The 9,744-nt window shown below is 54.5% G+C and carries 8 protein-coding genes; 1 reads left to right on the forward strand and 7 read right to left on the reverse strand.

The window, feature by feature from the left end; translation table 11 throughout:
- Positions 1-106: 106 nt before the first annotated feature.
- Complete coding sequence (locus tag AYW79_RS14145; RefSeq protein WP_067567191.1) at positions 107-1,090, reverse strand: 50S ribosomal protein L11 methyltransferase; 984 nt, start codon at positions 1,088-1,090, stop codon at positions 107-109.
- A gap of 249 nt (positions 1,091-1,339) precedes the next feature.
- Here AYW79_RS14145 and mnmA point away from each other — a divergent pair, with 249 nt between their 5' ends.
- Positions 1,340-2,485 (forward strand): tRNA 2-thiouridine(34) synthase MnmA, encoded by a 1,146-nt coding sequence (gene mnmA / locus AYW79_RS14150; protein ID WP_269449285.1) that lies wholly within the window; start codon positions 1,340-1,342, stop codon positions 2,483-2,485.
- An 88-nt stretch (positions 2,486-2,573) separates the two neighbouring features.
- On the opposite strand, the gene dnaJ is transcribed toward mnmA, so the two are convergent.
- The 6 genes from dnaJ to lepA all read right to left on the reverse strand — a co-directional run.
- The gene (dnaJ, locus tag AYW79_RS14155) at positions 2,574-3,710 is read right to left on the reverse strand and encodes a molecular chaperone DnaJ (RefSeq protein ID WP_179122974.1); all 1,137 of its coding nucleotides are present in this window, start codon (positions 3,708-3,710) and stop codon (positions 2,574-2,576) included.
- A gap of 66 nt (positions 3,711-3,776) precedes the next feature.
- Positions 3,777-5,597 carry a molecular chaperone DnaK gene (dnaK, locus tag AYW79_RS14160; protein WP_067567197.1) on the reverse strand — a complete coding sequence of 607 codons (1,821 nt, stop codon included), beginning with the start codon at positions 5,595-5,597 and terminating at the stop codon, positions 3,777-3,779.
- A gap of 21 nt (positions 5,598-5,618) precedes the next feature.
- Entirely contained in the window at positions 5,619-6,206 is a 588-nt protein-coding gene (gene grpE / locus AYW79_RS14165) for a nucleotide exchange factor GrpE (RefSeq protein WP_067953412.1), read from the reverse strand.
- A gap of 48 nt (positions 6,207-6,254) precedes the next feature.
- Positions 6,255-7,313: a heat-inducible transcriptional repressor HrcA gene (hrcA, locus tag AYW79_RS14170; protein ID WP_067567201.1), complete on the reverse strand. Its 1,059-nt coding sequence runs from the start codon at positions 7,311-7,313 to the stop codon at positions 6,255-6,257.
- A 128-nt stretch (positions 7,314-7,441) separates the two neighbouring features.
- On the reverse strand, positions 7,442-8,605 hold the full coding sequence (gene hemW / locus AYW79_RS14175) for a radical SAM family heme chaperone HemW (protein WP_067953414.1): 1,164 nt from the start codon (positions 8,603-8,605) through the stop codon (positions 7,442-7,444).
- A partial coding sequence (gene lepA / locus AYW79_RS14180) for a translation elongation factor 4 (RefSeq protein ID WP_067567205.1) occupies positions 8,598-9,744 on the reverse strand: 1,147 nt, incomplete at its 5' end. The genes hemW and lepA, both read right to left, overlap by 8 nt.

Consider the following 9,744-nt stretch of genomic DNA (forward strand, 5'->3'; position numbering starts at 1 on the left):
CTCATGCGCAGCACGCGCAGCACGTGGTGCGCATCCTCTCCAGCGACGCGAAACCGATCCGCCGCGATGCGCGCATCCGCCTCTAAAAAATAGCGTTGCATGCCAGTCACCCGCCGCTTTCTTCCGTAAAGGTAAAGACGAGTGCGCGCCAATCCGCATTCTCGTGAATCTCTATGATCTCAAGATGCTGTTCACGCGCCGCCTGCGCGACGGCCTCCACTTGATGATGGACAATGCCAGATACGCTGAGCGTTCCGTTTGGCGCCAACACGCGCTTGATGTCTGGCAGCAGGCGCAGCAACAAGTCTAAAAGCAGATTGGCGTAGACAAAGTCGTACGTTTGCCCTGACGGCAGATCGCGCGCGAGATCGGACACAACCATCTGAATCCGATCGGCCACACCGTTTTTCACCGCGTTGTCGCGGGCGACGGCAAGCGCATTCTCATCGACATCCACTGCTGTCACCGAGTGCGCGCCAAACTTTGCCGCAGCGAGCGCAAGCACCCCGGTGCCTGTCCCGAGATCAAGGACGCGCGCGTCGCGCACCGCGTGCCCTTCCATCACCGTGAGCATGAGTTGCGTCGTTTCATGCGTCCCAGTGCCAAACGCCATCCCCGGGTCAATCTCTAGCACCACGTCGTTAGCGCCGATCGTTCCCACCTGTGAAAGCCGATCCATCTCCCATGAAGGCGCGATGATGACACGCGGGCTCACGCGCAGTGTGTGAAAGTGCTCTTTATACGCGAGCAAATAAGCGGCTTCCGGGATTGCTTCCACCGACACCAAAAGACTGCCAACGTCAAGCCCGATCGCACGAATCCCATCCAACTTTTGCTCAATGACGCGCACCAGGCGCTTCACTTCTTCATCTGAAAAACGCGCCTGATCGACATAGAGATTGACCTTGGCGCCCGTACGATTTAAAAACGCCTCATCAATCCACTCACTCGCGCGCGCCTGTGCACTGCGCGCTTCCAGATCTGCTGAATCTTCAATATCTTGCCCGACGATCTCCGGCAAGTCCGTCACGACACAGACCGCTTCGACCGCCTCAGACGTCGTTTCAATCGTGATTCGATATAAATCCACACGCCGCACTCCTTTAGATCCATACCTTTTAGTGTACCATACGAGACACAGTCATGTCGTCCGACCGACACGTCGACACCTGATGTGCCATGCGTTGACGAACTGGGTACAATAGAGAGATAGACGGTAACATGGCGCTTTCGCGCCACCGTGTACGGGAAAAATATTCGGCTGCGCCGTTATTTCGAGATAGGCGTGCGGGAGATTCATCGCACGCACACAAATCTTAGATGGGTGATGAGGATGTCCGTGAGTGTACCCGCATTAAAAAAAGGAGCGCGCGTCGTGGTCGGCATGTCAGGCGGCGTCGACTCTTCCGTTTCAGCGTGGCTCCTCAAACAGCAAGGCTATGACGTTGTCGGCATTTTCATGAAGAACTGGGACGAGGTTGACGAAAACGGTCACTGCACGGCTGAAGATGACTTTGATGATGTGCGCCAAGTGTGCGAACACATCGGCATTCCTTACTACACCGTCAATTTTGAGCAAGAGTATCACGACCGCGTCTTCCAACACTTTCTCGATGAGTTTGCAAAAGGGAGAACGCCCAACCCTGATATTCTGTGCAATCGCGAGATCAAATTCAAAGAGCTTCTCGATCAGGCGATCACGCTTGGCGCCGACGCGCTCGCGACGGGTCACTACGCGCAGATCATCCATGAAGGTGGACACACGTTGCTGACGCGCGGAGCGGATGAGCAAAAGGACCAAACGTATTTTTTATATGCTGTAAACCAGAAAGCGTTGGCGCAGACCCTTTTTCCGATCGGCCATCTCACCAAGCGCGAGGTACGCGCATTGGCACACGAAGCAGGGCTCGCGACGGCGACAAAAAAAGACAGCACGGGCATCTGCTTCATTGGCGAGCGCAACTTCAAATCCTTCCTAAAGAATTATTTGCCGGCGCAGCCCGGGGAGATGCGCACGCTAGATGGGCGTATCATGGGACGGCACGACGGGCTCATGTATTACACCATTGGTCAGCGTCACGGCCTTGGCATCGGCGGTTCAGGCACTGGAGAACCTTGGTTTGTCGCCGACAAAGATCTCAATCAAAACATTCTCTATGTCGTTCAAGGATTCGGACACCCGCACCTCTATAAAAGCGTTCTTTATGCGTCCGATATGCACTGGATTGCGGGAGACCCGCCTGACAGTACGCTGCGTCTCACCGCAAAAATCCGCTATCGTCAACCGGACGTCCCGTGCACGCTGACGCGCATCGACACAGACGCTTGGCATGTGCAATTTGACACGCCACAGCGGGCGATCACACCGGGGCAATCGGTCGTCTTTTATCAGGGAGCGCAGTGTCTTGGCGGCGCCATCATTGATCGCGCGCAGGGCCAGACAGAGCCGTTCCCTGGGCGTGAAACACACCGCGCCACCGTGTGAGACAGCACAAAAAAATCACAGACGCCGCAGTTCATCGCGACGCCTGTGATTTTTTATGCCATTCTTTTCTCGCTTTAGATTGCGGGAATCAGATCCCGCGCAACGCGCTTTTCATCCGCTCAAAAAGGTTTTTCGACTGTTCATGCGTCTCCTCGCCAAGTTCGCGTCCGAGATCGCGCAAAAGTTCTCGTTGACGATCCGAGAGCTTCGTCGGTGTCTGCACGTTCACCCGCACGTGCTGATCCCCTTTGGCCACACCGTTTCCAAGGCGCGGCATCCCTTTTCCACGAAGCGTAAACACGCTCCCCGTCTGCGTACCCGCAGGAATGCGCACCGTCTCACGACCGTAAAGTGTTGGCACTGTAATCTCGTCGCCGAGCGCCGCCTGCACAAACGTAATCGGGACTTCACAGTGCACATCATTTCCTTCTCGTCGGAAGAAATCGTGCGTTTTCACACGAATCACGATATACAAATCGCCCGGAGGGGCGCCGTGATCCCCTGCCTCACCCGCATTTGAAATGCGCATGCGCGTTCCTGTGTCAACGCCTGCCGGAATGTTCACTTCAATTTTGCGGCGTTGGCGCACCGTGCCCGCTCCGCGACACGCTGTGCACGGCGTGACAATCCGCTTCCCCGTACCTTGACAGGTCGGACAGGCGCGACGATTGACCATTCTACCCAGCGGCGTATTTGTAACAAATTCTTGGACACCCGCGCCTTTACATGTAGCGCACGTCTCAACTTTCGTACCCGGTTTCGCCCCAGTGCCTTGACAGACGTCACACGTTTCAGTGCGCGGAATTTCGATTTCTTTTTTCAAACCGAACGCTGCATCCTTAAACTCGATCGTCATCGAATACTCAAGATCGGCGCCCCGCTGCGGTCCACGCTGACGACCACCGCCACCGCCAAAAAACATATCGAAGATATCGTTGATGCCGCCAAAATCTCCGCCCTGAAAACCACCAAAACCGCCGGCGCCGCCAAAGCCGCCAGCACCTTGCTCCTGATGGCCAAAACGGTCATACTGCGCGCGCTTTTCTGTGTCACTAAGCACTTCATACGCTTCATTTGCTTCTTTAAACTTTGTTTCTGCCTCAGGATCGTCCTTGTTCACATCAGGATGCAACTTGCGGGCGAGCGCGCGAAACGATTTTTTGATCTCATCCTGCGAAGCGTTTTTACTGACCCCGAGCACCTCATAATAGTCCCGTTTGCTCACGACTCCGTTTTTCACCCCTCTCATGAAAGCGAGAGGCCCATCGCGCCCCTCGCTCTCCCAGTCCCGTTATTTTTTCTCTTCGTCCACTACATTATAATCAGCGTCGACGACGTGATCACTCGCTGGCCCGGAATCGCCCGCCTGCGCCGCTTGCCCCGCCTGCTCGTAGAGCTTCACAGACAAAGCCTGCACTGCGCTGCTAAGTTCATCATGCGCTGTGCGAATCGCTTCGATATCCGTCCCCGCAAGCGCGTCCTGCAATTTCTTCTTTGCTTCTTCAGCTTTTTCTTTCTCGGCCGCATCCGCCTTGTCGCCGAGATCTTTGATCGTTTTGTCCGTCTGGTATACGAGACTGTCCGCTTGGTTGCGAAGCTCTGTCTCTTCGCGGCGTTTGCGATCTGCCTCTGCGTTTAGCTCCGCTTCTTTCACCATGCGCTCTACCTCATCCTTGTCGAGACCGCCGGACGAAGTGATCGTGATGTTCTGCATCTTTCCAGTTCCCAGATCCTTTGCCGACACGTTGACAATACCGTTTGCGTCGAGATCAAACGTAACCTCAATCTGCGGGATGCCGCGCGGCGCAGGCGGAATGTCATGCAATTGAAAACGCCCGAGCGTCTTATTGTCGCGCGCAAACTCGCGCTCCCCTTGAAGCACGTGAATGTCAACCGTCGTCTGATTGTCAGCCGCCGTTGAGAACACCTGCTTTTTCGATGTCGGAATCGTCGTATTCCGCTCGATCAATCGAGTCATCACGCCGCCGAGCGTCTCGATCCCTAAGGACAGCGGTGTGACGTCGAGCAGAACAACCCCGGTGACATCTCCTGTGAGAACACCCGCCTGAATCGCCGCGCCGAGCGCTACAACTTCGTCCGGATTGACACCCTTTGAAGGATCTTTTCCCGTCAGTTTCTTAATCGCATCAACAACTGCCGGAATGCGCGTCGAGCCACCAACCAGAATGACCTTCTCAATCTTGTCGACCGTAAGGTTCGCATCGCGAAGCGCCTGACGCGTCGGAGCGAGCGTCGCCTCAACCAAGTCGGCGGTTAACTCGTCAAATTTAGCGCGTGTAAGATTGATTTCGAGATGTTTCGGGCCGGATGCGTCCGCCGAGATGAAGGGAAGTGAGATCGCCGTCGACATGACGCCAGACAGCTCTTTCTTGGCTTTTTCTGCCGCGTCTTTCAGGCGCTGCATCGCCATCCGATCTTTGCCGAGATCGATGCCCTGCTCTTTTTTAAACGTCTCGATCAGATAGTTCATGATCCGCTCGTCGAAGTCGTCACCGCCGAGGCGATTGTTTCCGCTCGTGGCTTTCACCTCAAACACGCCGTCACCGAGCTCGAGGATCGACACGTCAAATGTTCCGCCGCCAAGATCATACACGAGAATGGTGTGGTCGTTTGACTTGTCAAGTCCATAGGCGAGCGCCGCCGCCGTCGGCTCGTTCACAATGCGCAAAACGTCGAGGCCGGCAATCTTTCCCGCATCTTTCGTTGCTTGCCGTTGGCTGTCATTAAAATAGGCAGGGACGGTAATCACGGCCTGAGTCACAGTTTCACCAAGATACGCTTCCGCGTCCGCCTTCAATTTTTGAAGGATCATCGCCGAAATCTCGGGAGGTGTGTAGCCTTTTCCATCGATCATCGTCTTATGTTCTGTACCCATGTGACGTTTGATCGAAATGACCGTCCCATCCGGGTTCGTCACCGCTTGCCGCTTCGCGACATCGCCAACCAAACGCTCCCCATTCTTTGCAAAGCCAACAACAGACGGCGTCGTGCGGTTTCCTTCAGCGTTTGGGATGACAACCGCTTCTCCGCCTTCCATAACCGCCACACAGGAATTGGTGGTTCCAAGGTCAATACCGATAACTTTAGCCATGTGCAATCTCCCTTTCTATCATCAAGATGCGATTTTTACCATCGCTGGCCTTATTACTCTGCCAGAGAGCGTATACCCGTCGCGCAGTACTTCAAGAATCGTACCAGACGCTGCGCCTTCTGTTGGTTCAGAAACCACTGCCTCGTGCAGATTAGGATCAAAGAGAGATCCGAGACACTCCATTTTTTCAACGCCAGACGTCGTGAGAACGCGCTGCAATTGCTCGTACACCATGGTGACACCTTTGACGAGTCCTTCAGATTCACCAGGCACGATCACCCGCATCGCAAGCGTAAAATTATCAAGTACCGGAAGGAGTTCCCCGATGAGTTTACTGTTTGCATACGCCGCCGTCTCTTCGCGCTCTTGGCGTGTTCGCCGACGAAAGTTGTCATAGTCAGCCTGAAGTCGAAGATAACGATTCTGTGACTCGTCATACTCCGCTTTCAATCGTTCAAACGCCTGAAGAAAGTCGGTGAGCGACTTTGCGTCATCGGCTTCTGTCCCATCTGAAGCAGAGTCAACATCCGCCTCCGTCGCCGAGCTCTCGCGTTCACGATCCAGCAAATCGTCGGCGTGCTCCGCTTCATTCGCCTTTTGTTCTTGCACAAACTTCACTCCTTTCAAATCGCATGAACCCATGTCGAAAATCGCTGCCTATCCTGATGAATGACCCGAATAAATGCGGCCGTACACATCGCTCAAACCGCTTGAGAGCGTACGCAAGAGCGCGATGACGCGACCATACTCCATGCGCGTCGGGCCTACCACACCGACGACGCCAATGGGAATTTGTCCAATGTGCAGGGACGTCGTGATAAGTGTACAATCCTGCAGCGACTCCACTTCATTCTCCGCGCCAATACGCACGCGCAGGTCGCCATGAAGCGCATTTGTCGCGAGGGACACTAACACCTCATCACGTTTTTCAAGCCAAGAAAGGACAGACTTTGCTTTGTGAATGTTTTGGAATTCCGGTTGCAACAACATGTTCGTCGCTTGTCCTAAAAAGACATTTGGCTCCTGCGGTTCCTCTGTCACTTGCAGAATCTGGTCGAGCAAACGGGATGCCTCTTCGTAATCCTCCATGTGCCGAGCCACTTCGCGCATCAGTTCTTCATACACGCGCGAACGAATTCGATACATCGGCGTGCCGCAAAGCGCACGGTTGATCATTTCCGTCAGTTGCATCACATCGTGCATCGGAACGCCATCCGGGATAGTCACTGTCTTATTTTGCACTTGTCCCGCCGAGTTGATCACGAGCACGACGGCCGACTGTCCCGAGAGCGGTACCAGTTGCAGGCTCTTTAGCGTCGTGTCATACACCTTTGCGCCGAGCACCACACCCGTGTATTGCGTGAGCGAACTGAGCACGTGCGCCACTTGTTGCGCCGCCTGCTCAAATGCCGAGACGCGCGTTGCAAAAAGCTGCTTGATCTCCTCGATATCCTTTGCGCGAAGCGCAACATCCTGACTTACAAGGTGATCAACATAGTAGCGATACCCCGCTTGAGAAGGGATACGGCCGGCGGATGTGTGAGGTTGTTCAAGATAGCCGAGCGCTTCGAGATCCGCCATTTCATTTCGAATGGTCGCCGCGGAGTACCCAAGTTCCACATGCTTTGAGAGCGTGCGCGAACCGACAGGTTCCGCAGAACGCACATAATCGTCTACAATCATTCGCAGAATGGACTTTTGGCGTTCTGTCAACATCGGAATTTCACCTCCAACGCATGCGATCCAGCTTGTTAGCACTCTCACTCATTGAGTGCTAACAACACCCAAAATGTATCAAACCAGCCTTCCCGCTGTCAACTGCTTCATACGTGTAAATGATCCCCTTACGTGTGGATTCCGACAAATTCAGCGTAAATTTCATTGGCTACTTCCACATGTTGCTCAGGAATGCGCCAAACTCCATCGCGGTGCGTCAGAACTCCTAACTTTAGCAGGCGTTCACACTCGGGTTTGAACACCTGTTCAATCGATGCCTGAAATCGCTCAAAGAACGAGCGATCAGAAACGCCTTCAGTCAGGCGCAACCCGAGCATCATCTCGTTTTCCATCGCTTCTTGCAAAGAGACCGGATACTCCTGTTCAATCGGCCTTGCGCCACTTTGACACGCGTGATGGTACGCGCTGAGCGAGCGCATGTTCTCATAACGCATCTCCCCAGTGTATCCGTGTGCGCCCGCACCTGCCGCAAAATAAGGGCGATTGCGCCAATACGTCAGATTGTGGCGAGATTCCTCACCAGGCTTTGCGTAGTTGCTCACCTCGTAGTGCAGAAACCCGGCGTCGATCAGGCGCTCACGCACGCGTTCATACATTGCCACCTGAAGCTCTTCATCCGGAAGATGCAGGAAGCCCTTTTTCTCCCAAGAAAAAAAGGGAGTGTTCTCCTCGACTTTGAGCCCATACGCGGAGACGTGAGAGACACCTGTCGCCAGCGCCTGGGACAGCGCATCCTCCACATCGACAAGCGTCTGATCCGGCAACCCTAACATCAAATCGAGGCTCACACGCTTTATTCCCGCCGCATATGCCCGTTCCACGCTGATGCGCGTTTGTTCCGGCGAGTGCAGTCGCCCGATCGACAGGAGCAGCGTCTCATTAAACGTCTGCGTCCCAATCGACACGCGATTGACGCCCATCTCCTTCATCGCACGCAATATGTCCGGCTCGGTCGTCCCCGGGTTTGCTTCGACCGTCCACTCAAGATCGCTCGCCAGTGCAAACTGCCCGTGAATCGCCTCTGCAATCCGCTCGAACTCACGCGCGCTGAGCATGGTTGGCGTCCCGCCGCCGACGTAGATCGTCTGTAGCGGTTCTACACTTCGCTCGGCGGAGTACCAGCGCTTGAGATTTTTCAGTTCGCCAATCAGATCGTCAACGTACTGCGCGCGCACCGCTTCACTCGCGACATACGAGTTGAAATCACAGTAAAAGCACTTGCTCGCACAAAAAGGAATATGAATGTACAGGCTTGTGATCGCCTCAGTCAAGGCGCAACACCGCCATGAATGCTTCCTGCGGGACTTCGACATTCCCGACCTGCTTCATACGTTTCTTGCCCTCTTTTTGTTTCTCCAGTAGTTTGCGTTTGCGCGTGATGTCGCCACCGTAACACTTTGCGAGAACATTTTTGCGCATCGCGCGGATCGATTCGCGCGCGATAACCTTGTTGCCAATCGCCGCCTGAATGGGCACTTCAAACATTTGTCGCGGAATCAGCTCTTTTAACTTTTCACACAAGATCTTGCCGCGCGAGTACGCCTTTTCTCGATGAACAATGAACGAGAGTGCGTCGACAATTTCGCCGTTTAGCAGAATGTCGAGCTTCACCAGATCCGACTCGCGATAGCCAATCAGTTCGTAGTCAAACGACGCGTATCCTTTAGTGCTTGATTTGAGACGATCAAAAAAGTCGTATACGATCTCCGTGAGCGGCACTTCATAGATGATTGTAACGCGCGTCTCATCAAGGTAGCGCATGTCGACAAACACACCGCGCTTTTCCTGACAGAGTTCCATGACGCTCCCCACAAAATCCTTTGGCACGATAATCGACGCCTTCACATACGGCTCCTCAACGCGTTCAATTTTACCTGCCTCAGGCAGCATGCTCGGATTGTCGATTTCGATCGTTTCACCCTTTGTGGTGTATACGTGATAGATGACGCTCGGCGCCGTCGTGATTAGGGTCAGCCCGTATTCACGCTCCAAGCGCTCCTGAATGATCTCCATGTGAAGGAGTCCAAGAAAACCGCAGCGAAAGCCAAACCCGAGGGCCGAGGACGTCTCTGGCTCATAGCGCAGTGCAGCGTCGTTTAGTTCCATTTTTTCAAGCGCGTCGCGCAGCAACGGATAATCGGACGATTCCACTGGGTACATTCCGCAAAAGACCATCGGATTGATCCGTCGATAACCGGGAAGCGGGGATGTGGCGCTACCTTCCACCGTCGTGACGGTGTCGCCGACGCGCGTATCGTGCACCGTTTTGATCGCCGCCGCACAGTAACCGACATCTCCGGCGCTAAGCACGTCCACATTGGTCATGCGCGGACGAAACGTGCCGACTTCGACGACTTCGTGTTCGGCACCTGTGGCCATCATGCGTACGCGCATGCCGGGGCGAATTGCA

Origin of the sequence: Ferroacidibacillus organovorans (assembly GCF_001642725.1) — a bacterium.
GTDB lineage: Bacteria > Bacillota > Bacilli > Alicyclobacillales > SLC66 > Ferroacidibacillus > Ferroacidibacillus organovorans.